The organism is Ruegeria sp. YTSC002, assembly GCF_059609845.1.
In genome coordinates this window covers 50,399-76,337 of the sequence record NZ_JBXWML010000006.1, presented here as the reverse complement: position 1 = coordinate 76,337, position 25,939 = coordinate 50,399, and the positions used below count along the sequence as shown (strand labels likewise).

Sequence of the window (25,939 nt, the reverse complement as noted above, 5' to 3'; positions counted from 1 at the left end):
CCTTTGGTCGGTTTCGAAAGGAAATAGGCTGGCTTGGTCGCAAAAAAGTCGACAAGTGCAGATGTCGGGATCTTTTTCAGCAGATCCCGGCCGAATGCCAGACGTTCTTGACCGTCATGTAATTCTCAAGGCCTTCGGTTCCGCCTTCCCGGCCGTAACCACTGGATTTCACGCCCCCAAAAGGCGTTTCAGGCATGGATGCTTCAAGTGTGTTGATCGACAGATTGCCGACCTCGACCTCGTCGATCAGACGGTCGATGTAATCCGCCCGGTTGGTGAAAGCGTAACCCGCCAGCCCGTAGGGAACTGAATTCGCCAGATCGATCGCCTCATCCAGCGAAGCCACCGAATTGATCACCGCAACCGGTCCAAACGGCTCTTCGCGCATGATCCGCGCCGTTTCGGGAACGTTCAATAGAACCGTGGGTTCAAAGAAATATCCCCGTTCACCAAGCCGCGATCCGCCTGTGGCAAGCGTTGCCCCCTGTGCCACCGCGTCTTCAACCAGATCTGACAAGGCCGGCACGCGCCGGTCGTTGGCCGTTGGGCCCATTTCAACGGTTGCGTCAAGCCCATTGCCGACGACCGTGGCTTTGGCCCTTGCAACAAACCCGGCCGCATAGGCGTCAAAAATACTCTCATGCGCGAAGAAACGGGTTGGCGACGTGCAGACCTGACCGGCATTGCGCATTTTGCGGACCGCGCCTGAAACAGCCGCCGATTGCACATCCGTATCTTCGCAAACAATGACCGGCGCGTGGCCGCCCAACTCCATGAGCACACGGGTGTCGTGCCGGGCCGCCAAAGTGGTCAAATGGCGCCCGACGGTTGTCGAGCCCGTGAAGGCCACCAAGCGAACGGGGTCCTGCGGGATCAGGTGGCCGGATATCTCGGACGGTTCACCGAACACCAAATTCAGAACCCCTGCTGGCAGACCGGCATCTTCGAACGCTTTTGCTATGTGCAAAGCTCCGGCAGGCGTTTCTTCTGCCGCTTTCAGGATCACCGAACAGCCAGAGGCCAAAGCACCGGCGATTTTCCGGGCAGGTTGGCTCATGGGGAAGTTCCACGGCGAAAATGCCGCAACAACGCCGACGGGCTGGTGATGAACTGCAAACTTGTGACCCTGAGCGGCCGGAATGATCCGTCCATAGGTCCGCATCGCCTCGCCCGCATCCCATTCAAAAAACTCGGCGCCGCGAATGACCTCCAGCCGGGCCTGTTTCAGGGGCTTGCCATGTTCGAGAGTTATAGACTGCGCGATCTCTTCCTGTCGCTGGCGCATGAGGGCTGCCGCCCGCATAATCGTATCCGCGCGTTCCCGCGGCGATGTGCGGCGCCACAGCCGAAAGCCTTCGACAGCCGATTGCAGAGCGTCATCCAGGTCTTTTACCGATGCGTAAGGCAATCGGCCGAGTTCTTCCTCGGTCGCCGGGTTGACAACCGGGATATCGCGCCCGGTTTTTCGCCACGTGCCACCAATGAACAGCTTGAGTTCTGGATACATGAAACCGGCGCCTCCGTTTGCCTTGCTTTTTTGATCGCGCGATGCCTCGTATGAGTTCAAGCGCATTGCGCGAATACGGATATCAAATCGGTGAATATCTGGTTTGTCTGCTCTGTGCCGCCCGATGCAGAGCCGTTTTGAAAGCGCGCCCCGCAGGCGACAGATCGTCGTCGGCGCGGAAGGACACTCCAATTGGCCCCTGCCCGAACGGAACCTCCCAGGCCAGCTGGGCAAGATGGTTGTTTTCGATATCCTGGGCGACGACCTCGGCAGGCATAAGGCCGATCAGGTCGCGGGATTGCAGCAGCGCCCGGTTCGTCAGGTAGGACACGGATTCAATCGCGACCGGTGGCACATATTGCTGCTGGCCGACAAAAAAATGATCCGCCTGACGTCGCAACGTGGTCTCTTGCGGGGGTAGGATCCAGCCAAACGGCTTGGTTTGCGCAAAGGTCACTGTGTCCCGCCCCGCCAAGGGGTGCCGAGGGCCGACAATGGCCAATATCCGATCCTCGAACAGTTTTTCCTGCCGTATCTTGTCGCGATGCCGGTGCGACGGCAGGCGTCCCACAACCATGTCGATCTCACCCGACAGCAGCCGGGGCATGAGCACCTCGTTGGTCCCTTCGCTGATCTTGACTGCAACGTTCGGGCGGTCTTCCAGCAGCAGTTCGATGGCGGCAGGCAACAGGCTGGTTGACGCCGCAAGCAGTGTTCCCACCACGACGCGGCCGGAATTTCCTTCGTTCAGATCGTCCAGTTCCTGCGCGGCATTCGACACCTGCGCAAATATCAGCTTCCCGTGACGTATGAGAGTTTCGCCAAAAACCGTTGGCACGACGCCTCGGTTGGTGCGCGTGAACAGCTTGACTTCGAAGTCCAGTTCAAGATCCTGAATCATCTTGGTTGCCGCTGGCTGAGATATTCCCAGTTCACGCGCGGCATTCTGAATGTTTCCATGCGCACCCACGGCAACCAGCAGACGCAGCTGTCGCAGTTTCAGGCGGGTCAAGGCGCGGTCCACGATGCGAGAATGACGCCCCACCATGGCTACAGCACAATCGGCTTGCAAAGCTGATCCAGCTTGGACAGCACGCTCATGGCCGCAAGCGCCGAACTTCTTGGGTTGTCGGGCAGCGCGGTGCCGCTGATCCGGAACTGAAACGTGCCGAAATCGCCTTCGGCCTCGACCTCGTGAATGTTCTTGTGGATCGTCGGATCAGCGATCAGACGAACCTGTGTGTTATCGAACCCCACACCCGCCAAGGCGACGGCGGCAGCGACATTTGCGTTCTTGGGGTAGGCAAGCGCCGCCTCTCGCGCGGAACCCTGAAAATGAGTTTCAGCCGCAGTGATACTGCAGAGGTCAAGACTGTGTTCGGCAAGTGACCCCTTCCACCCCGCCGGCGGCTTGCGCCCCACATATGTGACGGATTTGAGCGGACCGACCGCTGCAGCGCTGAGGCAGTCCAGCCCGCCTATGGCGCCGCTTGCCAGATGCAGCCGCCCCCCACCCTTTCGCGCGGCCCTGTCCAGCCGGTCACTGACCTGCTGATCCGCAAGCGCACCGGCAGAGACACTGATGATATCCAGCCCTCGCGCCAGAATGTCCGGACCCAACCCGGCCAATGCCTCGTGCCCCGCGCAATCCAGAACCAATTCGATTCCGGCCGGCAGGTCACCAACCGAACCAACTGACTTGGGCGATTTAGGATCAACGCGCTTTGGCCTGACCAGAATGGCTGCCAACTCATGCCCATGTTCTGGCAACATGCGCTGCACATATTGCGCGATTGCGCCGGTTCCGATGACTGCGATCTTCATGTCTGGACCCTAGACCAGCATTGAAGAAATCTGAATTGGTAACTTGGTGGTATATTTTTTTCCGATAGCCATTTCCCTGAAATGGCACTGGACCGACCCGCCTGGTGTGTTTTGTTCCCGTAAAAGCCACGGGGACCACGTTGGAAATGAAATACTCAAAACACGACGCGAAGGCCTATGCCCGCGAACATATGACGGGGATATGGGCAGCGGCACTGAACCCGTTCAAAGATGATCTGACTCTGGATGAATCGGGACTGCGCGCCAACATCCGCCATTGGATCGACGATCTGGATATTCAGGGCCTCTTCGTCGCCGGCAAACAGGGCGAGTTTTTTTCAATGAGCATCGAAGAGCGCAAACGCAACTTCGAAATTGCCGTTGACGAATGCGCGGGCAAAGCCGGAGTAATTGTCTCGGTTTCGGATCAGAACATGAATACGGCCTTGGACCTGGCGCATCACGCCCAGAACTGCGGTGCGGATTACATCGTACTTCACGCGCCGGTTCTGAGCTTTGTGCAGGATCGCGGAGAGGTTTTGTACCAGTATTACAAGCGCTTCTGCGATGAGTTGGATATCGGCATCGCCATGTGGAGCCATCCTGACAGCGGCTATTTGATGCAACCCGAAGAATGCGCCCGCATTGCGGATTTGCCGAATATCGTCGCCATTAAGTACTCGGTTCCGCGTGAGATGTACGTGAAGCTGACCCATATGGTGGGCGACAGGATACACGTCTCGACCTCGGCCGAACATGAATGGCTGGACAACATACTGGAACTGGACTGGAAGCTGTATCTCTGTTCGTCCCCGCCCTATCAGTTGCAAAGCAAGGTCGATCAGCGGATGAACGAATACACGCGCCTGGCCTTTGCGGGACAGGCCGATGAAGCGCGGCGTGTCTTTGACAGCCTGAACCCTGTCCGCGATGCGATGAAACGCGCGCGTCCCGCGGGCAAACCCACTGCATTCGGAAAATACTGGCAAGAGTTGCTGGGTCAGGTCGGTGGCCGTGTGCGCCCGCCGATGCTGGAACTGACCGACGCGGAAAAAGCGATCATTCGCAAAGCATTTGATGAAAGCGGGCTGCGCGTCTGAGCCGGGTGAGGCCCGGCAGTATAAGGAAATCGGATAGCGAGATGCTGATAATTTCTTTGCGGTTGTGGAAAAACGCGCCAAACTTTCCGGGATAGGGAGTGGGACATGTCAAAACTGAAAGCGTTCAACTTTAAGGCCTGGATCGACGAGCATCGCCATCTGCTCAAGCCGCCCGTAGGGAATCGTCAGGTTTGGGAAGACGCCGATCTGATGGTCACTGTTGTGGGTGGTCCGAACAAGAGAACCGACTATCACGATGATCCGGTGGAAGAATTCTTCTACCAGCTTGAAGGCGACATGGTGCTGAAAATCTATGACGGAGAGGAGTTCTATGATGTTCCGATCCGTGAAGGCGAGGTTTTCCTGCTGCCTCCGCATGTGCGCCATTCACCACAGCGCCCTCAGGAAGGCTCGATCGGGCTTGTAATTGAACCCAAGCGCCAGACCGGAGAGCTGGACGCCATCGAATGGTATTGTTTCGAATGCGGATCACTGGTGCATCGTGCAGAAATGCAGCTAAAGTCCATCGTTGATGACCTGCCTCCGGTTTATCAGAAGTTCTATGCCTCGGAACAAGACCGCACCTGCCCCAATTGTCAGGCTGTGCACCCGGGAAAGGAACCGCCCGAGGGTTGGGTCACGTTGTAAAACAAGATCAAACAGGGGAAGTAATGAAACATTTCACAAAAACCGCCGCCGCTGCGGCTGCGTTGGCACTGTCGGCTGTGGCCGTTCACGCCGAAGAGTTTCGGTTGGGTCTGATCACGCCGCCACCGCATATCTGGACCAAGGCCGCCAAAGCGTTCGGGGCAGAGTTGAATGAGGCCAGTGGTGGCGCGCATTCGGTATCGGTTTTCCCGGCCCGCCAGTTGGGGAACGAGGCCGAAATGCTGCAACAATTGCAGACCGGCGCGTTGGACATGGCCTTCATGACTGTGGCCGAGGTCTCCAACCGCGCGCCCGAGTTGGGGGCGTTTTATGCGCCCTATCTGGCAGATGACATAGGGCACGCAGGGCGCATTCTGCGGTCTGACACCGCCAAATCCATGCTGGAACCCTTGCCGGGGCAGGTAGGCGTCGTTGGGCTGGGATACGGGATGGCCGGATTGCGCCAGATCGTCAGCCGGGGCGAGGTATCATCCGCCGAAGACTTGGCGGGCCTGAAACTGCGGATCACACCCTTCACGCCGATCCTGGATTTCTACAACGCGGTGGGCGCAGCTCCCACGCCCATGCCCTTGCCTGCCGTCTATGATGCGCTGGCCAATGGTCAGGTCGACGCCATCGACATGGACGCCGAACTGATCTGGGTGCTGAAATATTATGAACACGCCGACACGATCGTGCAGTCGGATCACATGATGTTCCCGATGGTCGGTCTGGTTTCGGCCAAGGTCTGGGCTGGTTTGTCCGAAGAAGACCGCGCGATGATTGCGGACCTTATGGCCAAGCATGTCGACAGCACCATTGATGCCTACGTTGAAAACGATGCCAAATGGCTGGAGCAGATCGAGGGCACTGGCAAAGCCTACAAAAAGGTCGACGCCTCGTTCTTCGGCGACGCAATCGAAGAATGGAACGGGATCTGGTCCCAGAAGACCTCTTCCCTTGACGCTTTGCGGCAGACTGCGGCAGAAACAAAATAACGAAAACGGCATGACGAAAGGGGCGCAGCTCGATCCTGCGCCCTTTTTCGCGGGAGAACAGCGATGTTGTATCGGCTGTCGGCAGGCTTGGCGCGGGTCGAGTTGTGGGGCGCTGCCTTTCTGGCGGTTTGCATAACGGTTCTGATTTTGCTGAATGTCGTGACGCGCACGGCGGGAAACGCCCTGTTCTGGGTCGATGAGCTGGCGATCTACGCGATGGTCTGGATGACTTTTCTGGGCGCGTCTTCCGCATTGCATCATCGCAGTTCGGTGTCGATCTCCATCGTTTCCGACAACGTGCCGGAGCGCGCGAAACGATTGATCCGCAAGAGTGTGGACGTGATCGTGTTTGCTTTTTCCCTTGCGATGCTGTGGTTCTGCTGGCGCTGGTTCCTTCCGCTGGACATCGCCAGTAGCGGATTTGATGTGGCGGCGTTTCAAGGTCAGACATTCAATTTCATCTATGCCGAGCCGACATTGACCCTGGGCCTGCCGAAGTACCTGTTCTGGTTGGTGATGTGGCTTTTCGCACTGGGTGCAACGCTGCATTCCACCATGCATCTGCTGAGCACCCCAGAGCAAGAGGCACAGCCATGAGCCCCATCGTCTTTCTGGCCACTTTACTTCTGTCCGTGCCCGTGGCGATCGTGCTGGCAATCACGGCCATCTGGTACATCTGGGAAAGCGGCAACACGGTTCTTTATGACAGCTTCGCGCAGAAGATGTTCGGCGGTCTTGAGAATTACGGCCTGCTGGCAATTCCTCTGTTCATGTTGACCGGGGAATTGATGAACGAAGGCGGCATGACCCGGCGCCTTGTCGCGCTGGCGCGGGTGTTTGTCGGCGGGTTTCGCGGCGGGCTGGCCTTTATCAACTTGCTGGCAAACATGTTCATGGCGGCAATCATCGGGTCTGCGACGGCGCAGATCGCGGTGATGTCGCGCGCCATGGTCCCCGCGATGGAGGAAGAAGGCTATGACAAGGGTTTCGCCGCTGCCACGACGGCCGCGGGCGGACTGCTGGCTCCGGTCATCCCGCCGTCGATGATGTTTGTCATCTTCGGTGTTCTGGCTCAGATCCCGATTGGTGACATGTTCATTGCAGGAATCCTGCCCGGTTTTATCTTGGCTGCTTCATTTGCTTTGGTCATTACCTTGATTGGGTGGCGGCAGCAGTTCCCAAAGGGGAACTGGATGACACGCAGCGAAACCATCAAGGCCGTGATCAGCGCCGCCCCTGCCCTGCTGATCCCGATGTCGATCATAGGCGGTATTCTGTTCGGGATCGCCACACCGACCGAATCCGCCGCAATCGCGTCCCTGATCGCGTTTCTGGTGGGCTGGTTGGTCTACGGGGATCTGAAGCCGAGCAACCTGGCACAGATGTTCAAACGCACGGCGGCCAATGCCTCGATGATCCTGTTCATGATCGCGGCCGCCAGCGTGTTCGGCTGGGTCATCATCTATGAGGAAATACCACAGCAACTGGCAGGGCTGATCACCTCGGTCACTTCGGACCCGTTCGTTTTCCTGCTGATCGTGAACCTTGCGCTTTTGCTGGTTGGAATGGTGATCGATGGCATCGCCGCGATCATCCTGATCACGCCGATCCTGCTGCCGATTGCAACCGGTTCATACGATATCAGCCCCTATCAGTTCGGCATTGTTGCCTGCCTGAACCTTGTGCTTGGGCTGCTGACGCCCCCGGTCGGGATCGGATTGTACATCGCCTCATCCATGAGCGGCACATCGCCCGGTTCAATCCTGAAATCGCTTTGGCCTTTCCTGATCGCGGTAACTTTGGTGTTGCTTCTGCTCAGCTATTACCCAAGCCTGTCAACGCTGCTGATCTGAGTCAGATGCGTTTGCAGGCGCATTCCGTCGCAGACATGGCGCCGGAAATCACGCTCTACTTATCGGTGCCCGTCAGCTAAGCTGGTCTGAACACGCAAATTGGTCACAAAAAAGGATAATCATGCTGCTCGACACTCCAGTCTGCGATTTCGGTTGGAAAGCCCCGGACTTCACGCTCAAAGACCCGAACGGTCAGGCGTTCACGATGTCCGATCACCTGCAAAACGGGTTGCTGATCGCCTTCATCTGCAATCATTGCCCCTATGTCAAAACGATCACGGATCGGCTTGCGCAGGACACGGATCTGCTGATGTCCAAAGGGATCGGCGTGGTGGCGGTCATGTCGAACGACTATCGCGATTACGCCGAAGATTCACCGCAGAACATGCTGGAATTCGCAAGGCAGAATGGCTTCAACTTTCCCTATCTCGTGGACGAAGATCAATCCGTAGGCAAGGCTTATGGTGCTGTTTGCACACCCGATTTCTTTGGGTTGAATGCGGATGGAAAGTTGCAGTACCGGGGCCGTCTGGACAATCTCGGCCGCGGCCAGACAGGCGAGCGCGAACCGGAGCTGGTCAATGCGATGCTGCAAATTGCCAAGACCGGGCAAGGCCCCCAGGACCAGATTCCATCAATGGGATGTTCGATCAAGTGGACCCGAGGTTAGGTCATGGGGATCGCTTCACTGGATCATGTCAACCTGCGCACCACGCGTTTGGATGAGATGATCGAATGGTACTGCAACATGCTGGGGATGCAGGTCGGCCCACGCCCGCCCTTCCCCTTTCCCGGAGCCTGGCTCTATGTCGGTGAACACGCGTACGTGCATCTGGTCGGTGTCGAGGCCGAGGCCACGGGATCGGAGACCGAGTTGAAGCTCGAGCATTTCGCCTTTTCGGCGAACGGTTTGGACAGTTTCGAAGCTCACCTCAAAACAAACGATGTTCGCTATCATCGTGCGGATCTGACGGCAGTCGATATAGTGCAGTTGAATGTCTGGGATCCGGACGGCAATCATGTCCACATCGATTTTCCGGCTGACGAATAAGGGCGATAGCCGCCGGTATTTCTGGCCAGTAAACAGTTTCTCTCTCAATTTGAAGACTTGACCCGAATTGCTGGGTCGTCCTTGATAGGGTTTGATTTCTCCCGACTACTCCCGGGTAAATTGTACTGGCCAAAAAGAAATGGGGGCTGCATGGCATCGCGCCACCGCCGACATGCATGGCAGTCGAATGACTGATATTAAGGACTGGCTGGCCAGGCACGGCTTGTCCAAATATGTCGATGCCTTTTCTCGGCACGAGATCGAGCTGGGCGATCTTCCGGAACTGAGTGACGATGACCTCGTCACGATCGGCCTGCCCCTGGGACCCAGACGCCGCTTTCTGAAAGCCATGCGGGAAGAAAACCAAGGGCCCGCAGCAACACAACGCGCAAGTCAGGAACCCAACATCGTTGCCGAGCGCAGACAGCTGACGGTCATGTTCATCGATCTTGTTGGGTCGACAGCGATATCGCAGAAGCTGGACCCTGAAGATCTGGCCGAGGTTCTGAGACTGTTCAAGGAAACCTGCGCCGCCGCGGTCGCCGCTTTTGACGGGCATGTCGCCAGTTACTATGGCGATGGCATCATGGTGTTTTTTGGCTTTCCGCACGCGCACGAGGACGATCCGGAACGCGCCATTCATGCAGGTCTTCGGATCGTTCGTGAAATTCCGGAAATCCGCACGCATGCACATCTTGAAGTCCGCATCGGGGTCGCGACCGGCTTGGTTGTCGTCGGTGACCTGCGGGGAGAGAAGATGTTCGAAGACGGCACCGCCATGGGCGAGACCCCGAACCTGGCCGCACGGCTCCAGTCGATGGCTGATCCGGGGACTATGATCGTCGCGCCGACGACACGGGAACTGGCGGGTGATGCGTTCGAATATGTGCGCCGTGGCACTTTTCAATTGAAAGGCTTTGCCAAAGAGGTCGAAGCCTGGCAGGTCACTGGCACGCGCCAGACTCTCAGCCGCTTCCTCGCGGCAGACGACGCCCGGATGAGTTCATTGGTCGGGCGCGCGCAGGAGCACGAAACCCTTCAAAACAAGTGGAGGCTGGCCCGCCAGGGTCAAGGTCAGGTGGTGCTGGTCTCGGGCGAGGCGGGCATAGGAAAGTCCAGGCTGATCGAAGAGCTTTGCCGTACGATGCCGGGCGCAAAACACCGACAGCTTCGATTTCAGTGTTCACCCTTCCATGACGCAAGTGCGCTCTACCCGATCATTCGCCAGCTTGAAAGCGCGGCCGACCTGCGGGCCGGTGACAGTGCGAACGAAAAACTGGACAAGATCCACAGCGTCCTGGGCGATCCTTCTGAAGGGTCACTGAAACTGGCTGCGGCACTGTTGTCGATCCCGTTTGAAGACAGGCTTGGCCCGCTGGATCTGACCCCTGAGCAGATCATGAAGCAGACGCTGGAAATGCTGGTCAATCATGTGATCGGCTTGGCGCAGGAAACCCCGACCCTCTTGCTGTTTGAAGATGCACATTGGATCGATCCAACGACGAAGACTCTGCTTGATCAGCTTGTGACCCGGATAGAGGACGCGCGCCTGCTGATGGTCACGAGTTTTCGGACAGGCTTTGATCCGGGCTGGCCACAATCACACAACCTGGTGCACGTCGCACTCCAACAACTGGACTTTGCGCAGGTCAAAGAGATCGTGAACGACGTTGCCAAAGGCAAAACCGTCCCGGACGAAGTTCACCATCTGATTGCTGCCAGATCCAACGGTGTCCCGCTTTTCGTAGAAGAGGTGACGAAAGATCTGCTGGAATCCGATCTTCTGACTGAACGCGCCGACGCCTATACGATTGACCGGTCCACGCCATCACCAACTGTGCCGAAAACACTGCATGACGCGTTGATGGCTCGTCTTGACCGACTGAGCTCGGCCAAGGAAGTCGCACAGATTGGTGCTGTCATTGGCCCGCAATTCTCTTATCCGATGATTGCAAGCGTTTCCCGTTTTGATGAGGGGGCGTTACGTTCCGGTCTGGATTCACTGGTGGATGCCGGGATCGTGATTGTCTCAGCTTCAGAGCCCGAGGAAACGTTCAGTTACCGTCACGCACTCATTCGTGACACCGCTTACAACAGCCTGCTGAAACGCGAGAGGCGAACGCTTCATGCGCGTGTGGTCGAAGCACTGAACTCTTCGTCATTGCATGACAATTTCGCCGAACCGGAAATTCTGGCTCATCACTACACGATGGCGGATTTACCGGATGAAGCGATTGAACAATGGTATCTGGCCGGACAACGTGCCGTAGAACGCTCGGCCGGGATCGAAGCGGCCACTCAACTGGGGCGTGCCATCGCGCTGTTGGAACGGCAGGAAGACTCGGTTGACCGCGATCGCAAGGAAACCAGAATTCAAACGTTGCGGGCTGGCGTTCTTCGTTCGACCGCTGGCATCGCGGCCGACGAAACGGGGGCCGTATATGCCCGGATCCGCGACTTGTGCAATCGGCTGGGTGAAACGGAACAATTGTTTCCTGTGCTCAATGGGCTCTACGCGTATCATCTTGTCCGCGGTGAATACGACCTTGCCAAGGACGTCGCGGCCCAGTTGTTGGAGCTGGCCAATCTGACCGGGGAAACGCATCACACTATGATTGCGCTCCGGGCCATGGGTGCCGTCTTGTTGCATATCGGACATCTGGACGCGGCCCACGATCATCTGCTGCAAGCGCTGCACTTGTATGATCCACAGCAGCACAGCCGCCTCGCCTATGTCTATGGAACGGATCATGCCGCCATTACATCCTGTTTCCTGAGCATAACGGCCTGGTTGCGCGGAGAACCGGACCGCGCGCTCGAAATCCAGCAGCAGGCGATCTCGGCGGCGCGGAAACTCAATCATGCACATAGTCTGGCCCAGACCCTGACGTATCTGTGTATGCTGCACCTTTTGCGGCGTGAACCGGAACAGGTTTACGACGTTGTCGCCCGCCTTGAAGAAGTGGCGACGAAACACACTTTCCCCTTCATGATACTGACGGCGAATGTCTGGCGATGCTGGGCAGACGCGCAGATCACGCCTGGCCCGGAAACGATCCGAGCAATGCGCGAGGCGTCCGAAGCCTGGTGGGCCAGCGGGGCTGGAAACTACAAGCCGGTGTTCCTGACGGCCCTTGCCGAAGCGTCACTGAAAGCGGGCGAACCGAAGGCCGCGCAGCGCCTGCTGGATGAAGCACGTGAACAGCAGGCACTGACCCATGAAGGGTGGGCTCAAGCGGAAACAGATCGGATACAGGCGTTGGCGCGGTCCATGGAAACTGCCGCAGATGATCTGTTCGCGGAGGCTCTGGAAACCGCGCGCAAACAGCGGGCAAGAATGTTCGAACTGCGCACAGCGGTGGATTACGTGCAAACCTGCGGCCAACTTGGCTGCACACCGGCCTCGCCGCCTGATCTTGGAAAGATTCTGGCCACGATCGTTGATGGCGCGCAATCCCGCGATGTCGTGCAAGCCATGTCTTTGCTCAATCACTCGAAAGCGTCGTAGAGTACTTTCCCGGCCAGTTCGGCGGGCAACAGCCTTCCACCCATCCCGTCGCCCCGTAGGACCACAGGCGCTATGCTTCGCTGCGTCAACTCGGTTGCAACTCGTCCTGATATCCGAACAACGCCGGTTGGCCACCTGTGTGCAGCAGAACAACTTTCTGGCCTTTTTCGATGACGCCTTGTTCAAGCAGCCCAAGAAGACCTGCAAAGGTTTTGGCAGAATAAACAGGGTCAAGAAAGATGCCCTCGGAGCGCGCCATCAGGGTCAACGCCTCGCGGGTTGCCCGACCGATCCGCCCATATCCGGGAGCCAAGGCGCCGCCCCAGGTACAGATGTCTTCCATGACCAAGGCAGGGTCGAAGCCCATCATGGTTGCCAATCGCCCCAGGACCTTTTGCAGACGCGCTTTCTGCTGGTTCTGATCGCGGCGCACGCATATGCCGTAGACAGGCGCAGACTGCCCGACCAAACGCAATCCGGCCAGAAACCCCGCATGGGTAGACCCGCTGCCAGACGGCACCACCGCCGCGTCGAAATCGCTGATCTGAGTATGCAACTCGGCCGCCCCCGCCACATAGCCCAACGCCCCCAGTGGAGGGTGATCGATGCCCAGATGGATCACGTATGGTTTTCGGCCCTCAGCCACCAGTTGGTCGGCGCGTTCGTGAAGAGCGTTGTCGGCGCCCGCCTCGTCCTCACCCTTGGGGTAGCTCATGTGTTCAGCCCCCAAAAGCTGGGCCAGAAGAACATTCCCGGATCGATGGTAGAATTCTCCCATATGCGCCACGCGGTCTTCCAATTGAAGAACGGATGACATTCCCAGTTTTGCCGCCGCTGCCGCCGCAGTGCGCACGAAATTGGATTGCACGGCACCCGTGATCAGGATGGTGTCCGCCCCCTGCCTCAGCGCCTCCCCCATGTAAAATTCCAGCTGACGGGTCTTGTTTCCGCCGAAGCTGAGACCGGTCAGGTCGTCGCGCTTGATCCACAAATCCAGCCCCAATTGGTCAGAAAGTCGCTCTAGCCGTTCGACCGGTGTGACCGATGTCATCAACCTTGCGCGGGGATAGTTTGAAAGCGCTGCGTCTATCATGGACCAGGTGCCCTTCATTTTCATGCAAACGACTCGTGCCGATGGATGGCACTGCTGATCAGGATAATGAGGTTTTGGAAAGCGTGGAAGACAGCCGGTCATGCGCAAAAGCGCCCGACTGAACCCCTTGCTGAAGCGGGCCGGCGCCGAAGGGGCCGGCCGCCGGTGATCAATCACCTCTCGCTGGTGTCGCTTTCGGCGTAGTTGCGCAAATCGTCCATGTCGGCGATATCCGCGTGGTTCCTGTCGATCTTGACGCCAACGGGTTTCAATCGCGAAAACGCGCGGCTCAGGCTTTCGGGCTTCATCCCCAGACGTCCGGCGATCAGCATCTTGTCGTAGGGCAGTTCCACCTCGCACCGACCGGAATCACAATCGCACAGGTTCAACAGAAACTCTGCAACGCGTTGCGCCCCGGTTTGCGCTTTCAATTGCTCCAGCTGCGCCACCAGAGCATGCAGATGCGTGAAAGTCGCAGCCAGAATTGAAACGCCGATTTCCGGGTCTTCCTTCATAAGGGACAACAGCACAGGGCTGGGAATATGCATCACTTCACAGGCTGAAACGGCTTCGGCGGACACGGGATACGGTACGTTGCGCAGCGCAACGGCCTCACCAAAGCTTTCTCCGCGGGTGAAAACGCTCACCACCGCTTCCGCCCCGGTCGGAGAGATGCGGAACAGCTTGACCCATCCGGCCAGGACAACGTGTACAGCCTTGGCTTCTTCCTCTTGCAGAAAGATCGTCTCGCCACGGTCATATTGCCGCCAAATCGCTTGCCGCAGCAAAGTATCCACATGTTGATCCGGCAGGCTGCGCAGAAGCAGAGACTGCCGCGCAATCGCCTTTTGTGCCTCGTGTGGCATGAAGGCACTCCCTTCTTCATCCAGTCCGGGCGATGGCCCGGGTAATCATCCCCAATGCCCTGCTATGCCAAAGTCGGCGTGTCAGGGCCAGCCTTTTTCTTGAAGATCAACTTGACAATTGTCATGTCGTAGCGCCCGTCGCTGCCCTAGGGTCGGTTCACAGCCAGTTATCCGGGGAGCATGTCAGATGGATTTCGAGCGATATTTCAGCCAGAGCCTCGACGCTTTGAAAGAGGAAGGGAACTATCGGGTTTTCATCGACTTGCAGCGACGTTGCGGAGCTTTCCCGAACGCACGCCAGACCGATGGGTCAATCCAGCGGGATGTTCGCATCTGGTGCTCGAATGACTACCTGGGAATGGGGCAACACCCTGCGGTCATCAACGCCATGCACGATGCGCTGGAACGTTGTGGCGCCGGTGCAGGCGGAACGCGCAACATCTCGGGCACGACGCATGACCACGTTCTGCTTGAGGCAGAGTTAGCAGATCTCCATGGCAAGGAGGCCGCTCTGCTGTTCACCTCGGGCTATGTGTCCAACTGGGCCGCTCTGGGAACGCTGGCTGCGAAGATCCCCGGTCTGATCGTTTTCTCTGATGCGCTGAACCATGCCTCGATGATCGAAGGCATCCGCCACTCACGGGCGCAGAAGGTGATATGGAAACACAACGACCTTGCGGATCTGGAGGCCAAGCTGGCTGCCGCCGACCCCGACGCGCCCAAGATGATCGCCTTTGAATCCGTGTATTCCATGGATGGTGATATCGCGCCGATCAGGGAAATCTGCGACCTGGCCGACAAATACGGCGCGATGACCTATCTGGACGAAGTTCACGCCGTCGGCCTCTATGGCCCGCGCGGCGGTGGCATTGCCGAGCGCGAGGGCCTGATGGATCGCCTGACCGTGATCGAGGGCACGTTGGGCAAGGCCTTCGGCGTGGTTGGTGGCTACATCGCAGCCTCGGCAGCGCTGTGCGATTTCGTTCGCAGCTTTGCCAGCGGCTTCATCTTCACCACTGCCCTGCCACCTTCGATCGCCGCAGGTGCTGCCGCATCCATCCAACATCTGAAGCAGTCAAGCGCCGAGCGTGATCTGCAAAAGGCCCGTGTGGAACAGGTGCGCACCCGGCTGGATGCGGAAGGGATACCGCATCTGCCGAACCCCAGCCATATCATTCCGGTGATGGTGGGCGACCCGGTGAAGTGCAAGTTTATCTCGGATACGCTTCTTGAAGAATTCGGCATCTACATCCAGCCGATCAACTATCCCACTGTTCCCAAGGGCACCGAGCGTTTGCGGATCACGCCGTCCCCGGTCCACACGGATGAGGATATCGATCATCTGGTCGGTGCCTTGTCGGCGCTCTGGCAGCGTTGTCAGATCGCGCGGATCCCACAGGCCGCTCAGTAATCAGGACCCCCCTTTGCTTGAATACTGCCGCCTCTCGGGGCGGCATTTTTTTGCTTCAGACCAGATAGAGCGCAAAAACCACAACGGAAAATCCGGTCAACACCATGGTGAACCCACGCAGCCAGCTTTGGCTGTTTTCCAAATCCAGGTAGTGTTTCAGGATCACGCGGGCCTTGATCAGCGCCAGCAACAGGATACCGCCAGCAATGATCGCGCTTGGCGCCCCAATCAGGGTCAGCAGCGCGGATCCCACGCTGAGGCCCAAGAGCGCAAGCCACGCCTGGATCAAAGGGTTCGACGACCTCTGACGTGAAATGTTGGTCAAAGATGAAGGTTGGGCCATCTGACTATCCCAGCAGATAGATCACTGGAAACAGCATGATCCAGACCAGGTCCACCATGTGCCAGAACTGCGCGCCCGCTTCGACGCTACTGGGGTCGTCGCGCCAGGCCACCAGCAACAGAATACCAACCCCGGCCAGGACATGCGCAGCATGAAAGCCGGTCAGCATATAGTAGAACAGGAAGAATGGATGCGTTTCATATCCTATCCCCTGAGACGCCTTGTCGGCATATTCCGCACCCTTGATGATCAGGAACACGACACCCAGAAGCGCGGCAAGGATCAACGCCAAACGGGCCCGCAAACGTTGCATGTTCCGCCGCCATTGCAGCGCCTGTGCGGCCAGATAGCCGGATGTCACCAAAACCGCCGTGTTCAAGGCCGCACCCGTGCGATGCAGATGCGACTGCGCCTCGGCAAAACCTGCCGGATCCGTCAGGCGCACCCCCATGAAAGCGATCATCCCCGCGCCAAAAACCAGCAGTTCCGAAATGATCAGAACCCACATCAGGAACTCGCCCGGCAGTTCGTCTATCAGAGAGGTATCACTCATGCGCCGACCAACTGGCGATAGATCTGCGGCAGGGCCAGGGTCAGGCGATGCGGATCTGGAATGACGGCGAAACCGCCCTGCCCGAACATGCGCGGAAACCAGCTTTTGCCGGTTTTATCGATGGTGACGCCGAACACTGACTGTCCGGCCCGACGCGCCTCGCGTATGGCCATGCAGGTATCTTCGATGCCGTGGCGCCCCTCGTAGTGATCCAGATCGTTTGGTTTGCCGTCCGTTATGACCAGCAGTAATCGGCGCTTGCGGGACTGGCTTGCCAGATCTGCGGAACAGTGCCGGATTGCCGCGCCCAACCTTGTGTAATGTCCGGGGCGCAGCGACGCGATGCGCTGTTCAACTTTGGTTCCCATCGGTTCGTCAAACCGTTTGCAACGTTGCACATAGACGCGCTGACGCTTGAGGGAGCTGAATGCATGAATGGCGAAATCGTCGCCACAAGCGTTCAGGCCCCAGGCCAAGGCCGCCAGCGCCTCGCGTTCGATATCGATCACGGCGCGACCAGTAACGGCGCTTTCAGTCGAGCGGCTGACATCCAGCAGGATCGAGACCGCCAGATCGCGGGCCTCGGGGCGGGATTGCATCCAGACGCGTTCCGTCCCTTCACCATTTGCGCAGCGGTCAACCTGCGCCCGAACGGCGGCTTCCACATCCAGCTGGTCTCCGTCCAGATGGCCCCGGGTCATCACACGCCCCGGGCGCAACGCCTCGAATTGGCGCTTGACGGCGCGAATGCGCCGCGCAGTGGCCGGATCTTTGCCGAACTCGGCGGCATCGTCGCGGATATCGGCATCCGAAAGCAGAACGTTCACATGATCCGGCAGGTACTGACCCGTCCGCACATCCCATTCGGGATATAGAATACGGCCTGACAGGCGTTCGCGGTTAACGTCTTCGGGCGCCAGGTCAAGGTGAAGCTTCAACTTGGTAGGCGGCGCTTTTGAGATCTGGCCAAGACCGATCTCTTCCTGATCGTCAGCCGCCTTCTTGGCGTTGTCGGGATCGTCGTCATCGATGCGACGGTTGATATTCAGGAATTCGGCCCAGCTGAGGATGGCTTCGAATTTGTGCAGAATGAAACTGTCGCTGCGCTCGGCCTGATCCGATTTGCGGCGTCGGGCGCGGTGTGTCTTTTCGCCGGATTCCTCTGGCGGGCCTTCAGTATCGGGGTTTTCAACCTCGTTGTGTTCCGAGAACCCGACGGCCCGCAATTCCGGCCACAGGGGAACCGGGCGCATCGGCTGATAGCCGCGCGGAGCGATCAGGTCGTCGTCAAGTGCCAGAAGTTGCTCGGCCTGATCCGACAAGGGTTTGGGATCGCCCAGCATATGACGGATCAGTTCTTCGACCGCAGCCTCGGCAGGCGGCAGACTGGGGATATCGCGCTGATACAGCACGCCCTTGCAAAGTTCGGTGTAAAGCGGACGCAAGCCAGGCGCGTCGTCCAGAGTCGCCTCGACCATGCGCCGGGCAGCGATCAAGGCACGCAGGTCGGCACGCAGTGGATCGTCTTCGTCAATTCGGGTTCCGGCATGGGCAGCGGCGGCGGCCAACCAGACATAGAGCGCGCCATTAGCTTCGCGCGCCGGGAATACAGCCAGACGGTCGGGCAGGCGCAAAACCTCGCCATCGAACGAGGCGCGCGGCATCAATTCCACTTCGGTTGCAAGTTTGCGGCGCCAACTCAGGCGGTGACGCGAAACCTCGGGTGAGACCGGGCGCAATTCAACGCCCGGACTACCCCCAAGCCCCCGAAAGAGGACTGCCAGCCGCCCCGCGACCTCGGAAAGGTCGACCGCGGCTCCAACATGCACCTGGGGTGCATCGAGGCGGCTGGCAAGGGTGTGCCACAGTTTCCCGATCGTTTCTTCGGGTTCCCATGGCTCAAAGTCGATCCTGACCATCACCGGCCTCACCCAAAGACGGCGGTGACAAGATCGAGGAGCCCGCGTTTGATATCCTCGTCATCGGTCAGAGGTTCGATCATGGCGGCAAGGATGGCGCGGTCGGTGGACATGCCCTGCGCGATCAGCGTCGCAGCATAGACGACCAGCCGGGTGGACACGCCTTCCTCGAGGTCCTGACCCTTGAGCCCGCGCAGCTTGCCCGCCAGCCGCACCAGCGGCTTGCAGCGTTCCAGCGGCAGGCCGCTTTCCTGCGCGACCACCTCGGCTTCCATCTGAGGCGAGGGAAAGTCGAACTCCAACGAGATGAACCGCTGCCGGGTCGAGGGTTTGAGGGTTTTCAGGATATTCTGATAGCCGGGGTTGTACGAGGCCACCAGCATGAAGCCGGGCGCGGCCTCAAGCTCTTCTCCGGTGCGATCGATCGGCAGGATGCGCCGGTCGTCGGTCAGCGGGTGCAGCACCACGGTCACGTCCTTGCGCGCCTCGACCACCTCGTCGAGATAGCAGATCGCGCCTTCGCGCACCGCGCGGGTCAGGGGGCCATCGACCCAGACGGTTTCGCCGCCCTTCAGCAGATAGCGTCCGATCAGGTCGGCGGCGGCGAGATCGTCGTGGCACGCTACGGTATAGAGCGGGCGGCCAAGTTTCGCGGCCATGTGGGCCACAAACCGGGTCTTGCCGCAACCCGTCGGACCTTTCAGCAGAACCGGCAGATCGTTGTTGTAAGCGGCGGTGAAGACATCGCATTCATCGCCCTGGGCCAGGTAGAAGGGGGCGTTTGCCGCCCCCTCTTTCAGGTTCATGGAGCCATCCATATCCATCACTCCGCTGGGGTTTCGGCTGCGCCGGGTTCAATGACCTCTTTGCGAGGAACCCAGATCGAGTAGATGAACAGCAGCGCCCCAAGGACAACGACCAGACCAGAGCCAAGACGCATCCAGTAGAAGATCGCGATCTGGTCCTGCACGTCCATGAAGTAGTCTCCGACGACACGTTGCATGTGAGTCTGCACGGTTCCCCCGAAGGTCAGCACGAAGGTCATGAAGACCATGCCGCTGGTCATCAGCCAGAACGAACCCATATTCAGAACCTGATTATAGGGATCACGGTTCTTCAGGATCGGCATAGCGTAGCTGAAGATCGCAAGGTTGAGGCAGACATAGGCGCCGTAGAAGGCCAGGTGCCCGTGGGCTGCGGTGATCTGCGTGCCGTGGGTGTAGTAGTTCACCCCGTGCAGCGTGTGCAGGAAGCCCCAGACACCGGCACCGAAGAAGGCCAGCGTGGCACAGCCCAGCGACCACAGCAGCGCGGCCTTGTTGGGGTGGTCCCGGCGGCCCTTCCAGACCATGACGAAGGCAAAGGCCATCATCGCGAAGAAGGGGATCACCTCGAGGCTCGAGAAGATCGAACCGATCCACTGCCAGTATGACGGCGTGCCGATCCAGTAATAGTGGTGGCCGGTGCCGAGGATGCCCGAGAACAGCGCGGCGGCGACGATGACATAGAGCCATTTTTCGACCACCTCACGGTCAACACCGGTCAGCTTCAGCATCAGGTAGGCCAGGATCGAGGCCATGATCAGCTCCCACACGCCTTCGACCCACAGGTGGACGACATACCACCAGTATTGCTTGTCCAGCGACAGGTTGCCCGGGTTGTAGAAGGCGAACAGGAACAGCAGCGCCAGACCCCAAAGGCCCAGAAGCAGGATGTTGGTAATGGCTGTCTTTTTGCCTTTCAGAACGGTCATCGACACGTTGTAAAGGAAGATCAATGCAGCCACGACGATGCCGGCCTTGACCCATTTGGGTTGCTCAAGGAACTCGCGCCCCTCTTTGCCCAGCAGCCAGTTGCCTTCGAACAGGTTGAAGACATAGGTGACGACCACGCCCAACGTACCGACAACAAGGATGATCAGTTGCAGATAGGCCAGCTTGGGCGAGTGGATCTCGCGCTCGGCTTCTTCCGGGATCAGGAAGTAGGCCGCACCGAAAAAGCCTAGGATCAGCCAGACGATCAGAGAGTTGGTGTGCAGCATCCGCACGATGTTGAACGGCAGAAGCTCACTCAGGAAATTGGGGAATACATAGATGAAACCGGCCAGAAGGCCGCCAATCACCTGTATCGCGAACAACGCCATGGCTACCGCAAAGTAGGCATAGGCGATTTTTTGGGATTCGTATTTCATTGTTTCGTTCCCTTTCTCAGCCTGCCTCGTTGGGCGGCCAGCCCTGCGCGTCGATATTGTCCGTCCAGATCAGGAAGTTGGTCAGGTCACGGAGTTCTTCGTCGCTGAGGTTGAAATTGGGCATCTGCCGACGACCGGGAATGCCGGTCGGTTGTGCTTCCATCCAGCCCTTGAGGGATTCAAAGGCTGATTCCGGGTCGTCCAGCACGCCCCAGCGGGTCATCACGTTGCCGACTTCGGGGGCAAAGTAGGCCCCTTCACCCAGAATCGAATGACAGTTCACACAGGCGTGTTTTTCCCAGACATGTTTACCCCGAACCACACTGTCATCGAGTTTCGCGGCATTTTCAGAATTGACGATATACCAGTGGGAATGGGCCGAAAGGGCCAGAAAGATGAGAATGAAGAACAGTGACCCGCCATAAAAAATATTGCGGGCCATGCTCTTTGTCATGACGTCTCGCATTGCGCTCTCCTTTGCGCAGATTAGCTAGTGTCAGCAACATGACGGGCGGGACGCGGTAGTGCCTTAACGAAAGTCAAGACCTGTCACGAGATCAACCGGACGGTTCAGAATTGAACGATTTGGACCGGCTGATCGTCAGGGGAAGAAGAGCTGCCAGTCAATTTGCGAACAGCATTTCCGTATTGAGTGTTCTCTCCATTGAATGGCCATTGAATTGACGCAAGTATTTGCCAAGCAGTATGGAAGGAAGGAAAGTCAGCGCACTTTCCTTGCTGTGTCAAGATTTCCGGTGCCTCGGTAGCGCCAATGGTTAAAAGGTAAGAATATGGCAAACTATTCCTATATTGGTTACGCCCCCGGGGTCATTACGGTCGATTTCAACTTCGGCCCCGATTTCATTACGCTTGACCCCAATTACGACCCCGCAACAGACCGTCGTGTATTTGATGTAACCGATGCAGCTGGCGGAACGATCCTGAACGGGGCGAACCCTCTGCCCGATACCGGCACTGTGTTCAATGGTGACCGATTCAACAACGAAAACGGTGACGACGCCACGCAAACAGGTGTGGTGACCAACCTGGACGGATCGACCACTTTTGCCAACGGAGACATCTACCTTGAAGAATCCTATTCCCTGACCAATCCATCGGGCGGAACGATCGATGTGTTTCGGGTCGAAGTCGAGGGCACATTGGTTGGCTACATCACGTCCGAGCCCCTGGTTCCGGGCCTGACCTATACGTTCCAGGTTTCGAACGTTACCCCGACCAACGCCCCTGACACGACGGACCCAACCACGATTGTCGATGTACCTTGCTTTGTTGCCGGAACACGGATCATGACCCCAACCGGTCCAACTCCGATCGAGGATCTGAAAGTTGGCGATGTCGTTTTGACCGCGGACAATGGGCCGCAACACATACGCTGGATTGGCACGCGACATCTGGACCAAGCGGCGCTTCGCGCCCGTCCCAGGCTGAAGCCCATCCGGATCGAGGCCGGTTCACTGGGCGATCAGTTGCCCGAGCGTGATCTGTTCGTGTCACCGCAACACCGCATGCTGGTCCGGTCGCCGATTGCGGTCAGAATGTTCGACGCCGAAGAAGTTCTTGTTCCTGCTCACATTCTTGTCGGCGTGCCTGGCATTTCATTCGCTGATGACACCCGTGCGGTGACCTATGTCCATCTTTTGTTTGACCGTCATGAAATCATCTATGCGGAAAGTGCACCTTCCGAAAGCCTGCTCACCGGCGCACAGGCCCTGTCCATTGTTCACCCGGACGCAAGGGCGGAGATTCTTGCACTGTTCCCTGAATTGGATCAGCGCAATTACGTTCCGCCGGCCGCAAGACGGATCCCGGAAAAAGGGAAACGCGCTCGGGCTTTGGTCCATCGTCATATCAAGAACGCGCGGCCTCTGATCGCTGGACGATAGACGCCGCCCGAACAGGCGTCAGGTCTGTTGCACGGCGCGAGGGCCGGTCAGGGCAGGCCACATGGCGAACAGATACAGCCCCATTGCCGCGATCCAAAAACCATCCGCAGTCAGCATCGCCGCCATGTAACCTGCTGCCATGTCGGATCCCAACCAACGCACAAGCGCAGCAACCGCCATCAAGCCATAGGCAATCGCCATGGGCCTTGGCGCGACAAGGGGTCGACCGCTATGGCCCAAGGCGGCGCGGCTCATTACGGCCAGGGTCATGCCTCCAACGCAACCAATGCCCAGAACGTGGAGCGCGCCGATCTCATTTCCCATTCCAATGGCAGCCATCCCCCAGAGAACCAGACCCAGGGCCAGCATCCCGAGGCCCAGATGCAGGGCGATCAGGATCGGTTGACGCAAAGCCCAGCCTGTTCTCCAACGCGCCATGCGTAGCAGTTGAACAAAGCCCATCACCAAAGCTACGGCTCCCGCAACAGGCCCGACATCAAGTGCAAGCACAAGCAGGGGCAGCAGCAGCGCCAGAATCATCGTCGCCCTGTCCAGCCAGGCCACGGTTACCGGCCACGATGCTTCGGGTTGACCCGCTCTTTTCATGGCATTGCGAGTAAAAGCGGGCGTAATCCGGCCGCCCAGGATCGCGATCATCGAACACAATGTCAAAAGCCCGGCCCGGATGCCGGTGTTCAACGTATCCACCGTGACCCCCATCCATTCCAAATGGACCATTACATTCGAGGCCAGCATCAGAACCAGAAGATACAGAAACACCATATTCTGGGGCTTGGGTCGACGAACCAGTTGACTGGCAATTTTCAGCGCCAGAATGGGAACAAAGATCAGGTCCACGACTGCGACGAACAAGGGAGGCAACACTCCGGAAAACCAGACCGCCAGACGTCCGGCCATCCAGATCAATGCGACAAGCGTGATAAAGCGGGCCCGCGCCTCGGGCGCACCGGTCCAGTTCGGCACGGCGGTCAGAAAAAACCCCCCCAAGGCGGCCGTTGCATACCCAAAAATCATCTCATGCGCGTGCCACATGACCGGGGGCATCGCATAGCTTTGGTCCATGTAAGGCATCAGGCCGTCGAGCGACGCCAACCACACGCCCCACGCGACCCCTGCAAACACGCCGTAAAGACCCGCCGAAAGGAAAAAGACCCGGAACCCCTCACTGAAAACACGTGCGATTACAGCTGTCATGCCTGCTCTCCATAGCTTTTCCCGCCGTTGGGCAACGTGTAGTTCCTTCACGACCCGGCGCCCTTAACCAAAATCAAGACCGGGCTTAAACATGTGTGAAAAACACAAGTTTTATTGGGGGTTTTGATCCGTGTTTTCTGTCCAAAGTGCCTGGTCTGCGCCCTTCCCGTTGACTTTGGTCAAGGATGACATCCACGTGATGTTTCACTCTCGGCAGCGCCTCACCACGCATATGGAGAGTGATCATGTCACTTGGAATCAGCTACAACAAACCCGGCCGCGCCTTTGGGGTCGGATTGGCAATGTTGTTGGGCAGCGTCGCTGCTCCGACCTTCGCCGAAGAGCCAACTTTGAGCGAAGAAGCCTTTGAATCGTCTAAACAGCTCTATTTCGAACAATGCGCAGGCTGCCACGGCGTTTTGCGCAAAGGGGCCACGGGTAAAAACCTGGAACCGCATTGGAAGAAGACCGCAGCCGACGGCACGGTCACCGAAGGCGGCACCCTTAAACTGGGGCAGGAACGCCTTGAAAAGATTATCGCCTGGGGAACCGAAGGCGGCATGAACAACTTCTCGGACATCATGACCGAGCAGGAAATCAAGGACATGGCGACCTACATCATGATGGAGCCGCCGAAACCGCCTGAAATGTCGCTGGAACAGATGAAGGCGACCCGCAAGGTTTACGTCGAAGAAGAGGACTATCCGACCGAGCCGCTGCACGGCCGCAACTGGGAAAACTTCTTTGTCGTCATCGAACGTGACGTAGGCAAGGTGGCCGTGATCGACGGTGACACCAAAGAGGTCCTGACCCACATTCCGACCGGTTATGCGGTGCACGTTCTGAAAGCATCCGAGCACCACTCGCTGGAAGAGCCGGAACAACCCGGGCGCTTCTGGTACACCATGGGCCGCGACGGCAAGATGACCAAAATCGACCTCTGGCAGACGCCGGACAAGATGTTGGTATCCGAAGTCAAGATCGCCTATGACGCCCGCGACGTTGCCGTGTCCGGCGATGGCAAATACGTCATCGGTGGTGGCTACTGGCCGCCGCACTTTGCAATCGTTGATGCGCAAACCATGGAACCGCTCAAGGTCGTATCGACCCGCGGCGTGAACGTGGACGGCGAGTATGTCGAAGAAAGCCGCGTGGCCGCCATCTACACCACGCCGAACGAACCGACCTGGATCGTCGCCGTGAAAGAGCTGGGACAGCTGTGGCAGGTCGATTACACCGATCTGGACAACCTTCGAATCGACAAGATCGACAGCGCCAAGTTCCTGCATGACGGGTTCTTTGACCCGACGGGCCGCTATTTCCAGATCGCCGCGAACGCGTCGAACAAGATGGTGGTTGTCGATACCGAAACCCACAAGCTTGAGGCGATGATCGACACCGCTGCCCTGCCGCACCCCGGTCCGGGCGCCAACTGGGTCGACCCGAACTGTGGCCCTGTGGCCGGTACGACCCACCTTGGTGTCGGTACCGTGACCGTTTGGGGCAACGATCCTGAAAACCGTCCGGATGACGCCTGGAAAGTCTGCTACGAAGTGGAAACCGATGGCCCCGGCCTGTTCGTCCGCACCCACCCGAACTCGGATTACATCTGGGCTGACCAGACCAAGCATCCGGAACCGGAAGTGCAGCAATCCGTACAGGTCATTTCGAAAGAAACCGGCGAGATCGTGAAAACGATCCAGATCACTGAAGACGAAGGCAGCGCTGCTGTTCACTTCGAATTCAACGCCGACGGCACCGAGGTCTGGGTCTCCAAGTGGAACCTGTCGGACTCGAAAGAACCCAACGGTCAGATCGTGATCTTCGACGCCAAGACGCTGGAAGAGATCGGCCGCATCGACGGGCTTTATGCCCCGACCGGCAAGTTCAACGTCTACAACCGGTCGAACCACGTCACCTGACGAGGGTGAGACCATCACAGGAAAGGGCGGGCC

Annotated in this window: 23 protein-coding genes; 11 read left to right on the top strand and 12 right to left on the bottom strand. The window is 58.3% G+C overall.

Features of this window, described 5'->3' with window-relative positions:
- Window positions 1-76: 76 nt before the first annotated feature.
- From AC2FFD_RS13165 to AC2FFD_RS13155, 3 genes are all read right to left on the bottom strand, one after another.
- Window positions 77-1,507 carry an NAD-dependent succinate-semialdehyde dehydrogenase gene (locus AC2FFD_RS13165; RefSeq protein ID WP_496873280.1) on the bottom strand — a complete coding sequence of 477 codons (1,431 nt, stop codon included), beginning with the start codon at window positions 1,505-1,507 and terminating at the stop codon, window positions 77-79.
- A gap of 82 nt (window positions 1,508-1,589) precedes the next feature.
- On the bottom strand, window positions 1,590-2,555 hold the full coding sequence (locus tag AC2FFD_RS13160) for a LysR substrate-binding domain-containing protein (protein WP_480684834.1): 966 nt from the start codon (window positions 2,553-2,555) through the stop codon (window positions 1,590-1,592).
- Window positions 2,556-2,557: 2 nt separating this feature from the next.
- Complete coding sequence (locus tag AC2FFD_RS13155) at window positions 2,558-3,331, bottom strand: aspartate dehydrogenase (RefSeq protein WP_496873279.1); 774 nt, start codon at window positions 3,329-3,331, stop codon at window positions 2,558-2,560.
- A gap of 146 nt (window positions 3,332-3,477) precedes the next feature.
- Between AC2FFD_RS13155 and AC2FFD_RS13150 the strand changes: the two genes are divergently transcribed.
- The 8 genes from AC2FFD_RS13150 to AC2FFD_RS13115 all read left to right on the top strand — a co-directional run bounded on the left by AC2FFD_RS13150 (window position 3,478) and on the right by AC2FFD_RS13115 (window position 12,489).
- The gene (locus tag AC2FFD_RS13150) at window positions 3,478-4,431 is read left to right on the top strand and encodes a dihydrodipicolinate synthase family protein (protein ID WP_496873278.1); all 954 of its coding nucleotides are present in this window, start codon (window positions 3,478-3,480) and stop codon (window positions 4,429-4,431) included.
- 105 nt (window positions 4,432-4,536) lie between these two features.
- Window positions 4,537-5,079 carry a 3-hydroxyanthranilate 3,4-dioxygenase gene (locus tag AC2FFD_RS13145; RefSeq protein ID WP_152460347.1) on the top strand — a complete coding sequence of 181 codons (543 nt, stop codon included), beginning with the start codon at window positions 4,537-4,539 and terminating at the stop codon, window positions 5,077-5,079.
- Window positions 5,080-5,102: 23 nt separating this feature from the next.
- Window positions 5,103-6,077 (top strand): TRAP transporter substrate-binding protein, encoded by a 975-nt coding sequence (locus AC2FFD_RS13140; RefSeq protein WP_496873277.1) that lies wholly within the window; start codon window positions 5,103-5,105, stop codon window positions 6,075-6,077.
- A gap of 63 nt (window positions 6,078-6,140) precedes the next feature.
- Complete coding sequence (locus tag AC2FFD_RS13135) at window positions 6,141-6,674, top strand: TRAP transporter small permease (protein WP_496873276.1); 534 nt, start codon at window positions 6,141-6,143, stop codon at window positions 6,672-6,674.
- Complete coding sequence (locus tag AC2FFD_RS13130; protein ID WP_480684831.1) at window positions 6,671-7,930, top strand: TRAP transporter large permease; 1,260 nt, start codon at window positions 6,671-6,673, stop codon at window positions 7,928-7,930. Before AC2FFD_RS13135 ends, AC2FFD_RS13130 begins: the two co-directional genes overlap by 4 nt.
- Window positions 7,931-8,051: 121 nt before the next feature.
- Complete coding sequence (locus AC2FFD_RS13125) at window positions 8,052-8,600, top strand: thioredoxin family protein (protein WP_480684830.1); 549 nt, start codon at window positions 8,052-8,054, stop codon at window positions 8,598-8,600.
- Window positions 8,601-8,603: 3 nt separating this feature from the next.
- Window positions 8,604-8,981: a VOC family protein gene (locus AC2FFD_RS13120; protein ID WP_496873275.1), complete on the top strand. Its 378-nt coding sequence runs from the start codon at window positions 8,604-8,606 to the stop codon at window positions 8,979-8,981.
- Between the two features lie 187 nt (window positions 8,982-9,168).
- Complete coding sequence (locus AC2FFD_RS13115; RefSeq protein ID WP_496873274.1) at window positions 9,169-12,489, top strand: ATP-binding protein; 3,321 nt, start codon at window positions 9,169-9,171, stop codon at window positions 12,487-12,489.
- An 85-nt stretch (window positions 12,490-12,574) separates the two neighbouring features.
- Here the strand turns inward: AC2FFD_RS13115 and AC2FFD_RS13110 are convergent, their stop codons facing one another.
- Both AC2FFD_RS13110 and AC2FFD_RS13105 read right to left on the bottom strand, forming a co-directional pair.
- Entirely contained in the window at window positions 12,575-13,606 is a 1,032-nt protein-coding gene (locus AC2FFD_RS13110) for a D-cysteine desulfhydrase family protein (protein WP_496873273.1), read from the bottom strand.
- Window positions 13,607-13,755: 149 nt separating this feature from the next.
- Window positions 13,756-14,448, bottom strand: coding sequence for a Crp/Fnr family transcriptional regulator (locus tag AC2FFD_RS13105; RefSeq protein WP_170345468.1), 693 nt, complete (start codon window positions 14,446-14,448; stop codon window positions 13,756-13,758).
- Window positions 14,449-14,635: 187 nt separating this feature from the next.
- Between AC2FFD_RS13105 and hemA the strand changes: the two genes are divergently transcribed.
- Window positions 14,636-15,859 carry a 5-aminolevulinate synthase gene (gene hemA / locus AC2FFD_RS13100; RefSeq protein WP_425079545.1) on the top strand — a complete coding sequence of 408 codons (1,224 nt, stop codon included), beginning with the start codon at window positions 14,636-14,638 and terminating at the stop codon, window positions 15,857-15,859.
- A gap of 55 nt (window positions 15,860-15,914) precedes the next feature.
- On the opposite strand, the gene AC2FFD_RS13095 is transcribed toward hemA, so the two are convergent.
- The 6 genes from AC2FFD_RS13095 to AC2FFD_RS13070 are packed head-to-tail and all read right to left on the bottom strand — an operon-like array spanning window position 15,915 to window position 21,331.
- Window positions 15,915-16,202 carry a cytochrome C oxidase subunit IV family protein gene (locus AC2FFD_RS13095; RefSeq protein WP_170345470.1) on the bottom strand — a complete coding sequence of 96 codons (288 nt, stop codon included), beginning with the start codon at window positions 16,200-16,202 and terminating at the stop codon, window positions 15,915-15,917.
- Window positions 16,203-16,206: 4 nt separating this feature from the next.
- Window positions 16,207-16,755: a cytochrome c oxidase subunit 3 gene (locus AC2FFD_RS13090; RefSeq protein ID WP_170345471.1), complete on the bottom strand. Its 549-nt coding sequence runs from the start codon at window positions 16,753-16,755 to the stop codon at window positions 16,207-16,209.
- A complete protein-coding gene (locus tag AC2FFD_RS13085) occupies window positions 16,752-18,674 on the bottom strand; it encodes a nitric oxide reductase activation protein NorD (RefSeq protein WP_496873272.1) in 1,923 nt (640 codons plus the stop codon). Before AC2FFD_RS13085 ends, AC2FFD_RS13090 begins: the two co-directional genes overlap by 4 nt.
- 8 nt (window positions 18,675-18,682) lie before the next feature.
- A complete protein-coding gene (locus tag AC2FFD_RS13080) occupies window positions 18,683-19,492 on the bottom strand; it encodes a CbbQ/NirQ/NorQ/GpvN family protein (RefSeq protein WP_374041635.1) in 810 nt (269 codons plus the stop codon).
- Between the two features lie 5 nt (window positions 19,493-19,497).
- The gene (locus AC2FFD_RS13075) at window positions 19,498-20,865 is read right to left on the bottom strand and encodes a cbb3-type cytochrome c oxidase subunit I (RefSeq protein ID WP_496873271.1); all 1,368 of its coding nucleotides are present in this window, start codon (window positions 20,863-20,865) and stop codon (window positions 19,498-19,500) included.
- Window positions 20,866-20,881: 16 nt separating this feature from the next.
- Window positions 20,882-21,331 carry a c-type cytochrome gene (locus AC2FFD_RS13070; RefSeq protein ID WP_152460362.1) on the bottom strand — a complete coding sequence of 150 codons (450 nt, stop codon included), beginning with the start codon at window positions 21,329-21,331 and terminating at the stop codon, window positions 20,882-20,884.
- Window positions 21,332-21,656: 325 nt separating this feature from the next.
- Between AC2FFD_RS13070 and AC2FFD_RS13065 the strand changes: the two genes are divergently transcribed.
- Window positions 21,657-22,769, top strand: a complete 1,113-nt coding sequence (locus AC2FFD_RS13065; protein ID WP_496873270.1) for a Hint domain-containing protein — start codon at window positions 21,657-21,659, stop codon at window positions 22,767-22,769.
- Window positions 22,770-22,787: 18 nt separating this feature from the next.
- Here AC2FFD_RS13065 and AC2FFD_RS13060 read toward each other — a convergent pair whose 3' ends face one another.
- Window positions 22,788-23,984, bottom strand: coding sequence for an NnrS family protein (locus AC2FFD_RS13060; RefSeq protein ID WP_496873269.1), 1,197 nt, complete (start codon window positions 23,982-23,984; stop codon window positions 22,788-22,790).
- A 245-nt stretch (window positions 23,985-24,229) separates the two neighbouring features.
- Between AC2FFD_RS13060 and AC2FFD_RS13055 the strand changes: the two genes are divergently transcribed.
- A complete protein-coding gene (locus AC2FFD_RS13055; RefSeq protein WP_257601365.1) occupies window positions 24,230-25,906 on the top strand; it encodes a cytochrome D1 domain-containing protein in 1,677 nt (558 codons plus the stop codon).
- Window positions 25,907-25,939 lie beyond the last annotated feature (33 nt).